This window comes from Planomonospora antibiotica (assembly GCF_014647955.1).
GTDB lineage: Bacteria > Actinomycetota > Actinomycetes > Streptosporangiales > Streptosporangiaceae > Planomonospora > Planomonospora parontospora.
In genome coordinates, this window is sequence record NZ_BMQE01000157.1 from 1 (window position 1) to 757 (window position 757).

At 71.2% G+C, this 757-nt stretch carries 1 protein-coding gene; it reads right to left on the reverse strand.

What is annotated here, in order from left to right; genetic code table 11:
* The coding region (locus IEZ06_RS35905) for an RNA-guided endonuclease InsQ/TnpB family protein (RefSeq protein ID WP_229799190.1) at window positions 1–641 on the reverse strand (641 nt) is incomplete at its 3' end.
* Between the last annotated feature and the right edge of the window lie 116 nt (window positions 642–757).

Below are 757 nucleotides of genomic sequence, written 5' to 3' on the forward strand. Positions count from 1 at the left end.
CGCGGGTTGGCCACGTGTGTGCCGTCGCTGGTGGTGACCAGCGAGGCGACGCCCAGGTCGATCCCGGCCACCGCGCCGGTGGCGGGCAGCGGCTGGGCGGGCACCTCGTCGCACGACAGCACCACGTACCAGCGAGAGCCCTCCCGCTTCACGCTGATCGTCTTGACCCGGCCCCTGACTGGCCGGTGCTGGTTCACCCGGACATGCCCGACGCCCTGCAGCCGCACGAACGCGGCGGTCGGGTGCTCGGGCTGGGAGTCCCACCGGCAGCCGTCGCCGTCCTTGGGCCAGGTGACGGTGCCGAACCGGCCGCGGCCCTTGAACCGGGGAAAACCCGGCGCGCGCCCGGCCTTGACCCGGTCGAAGAACGCGCGGAACGCCTTGTCGAGGCGGCGCAGGGTGGCCTGCTGGGAGGAGAAGCTCCAGCGGCCCTGACCGCCGGGGTCGTCGGCGCGGATGTGTTTGAGGTCGGCGGACTGGTCGCCGTACCGAACGGTCACGGCGGCTTTGCGATAGGCGGTGCGGCGGTGTTCCAGGGCGGCGTTGTAGAGCTGCCGGTGGTCTTCCAGGCACGCGGTGAGCGCGGCGGCCTGCTTGGCGGTGGGACGCAGCAGGAACGTGTACGACCTGCGCAAACCCACCTCCCCTCACGTTCGGTAACGACAGCACCACGATATCGGCTGGCGCCGACAAAGCCGGGAAGGACATCCATGATGCGCGGACCTGACAGGTCAGGGCACGCTCGGGCCTTGACGGC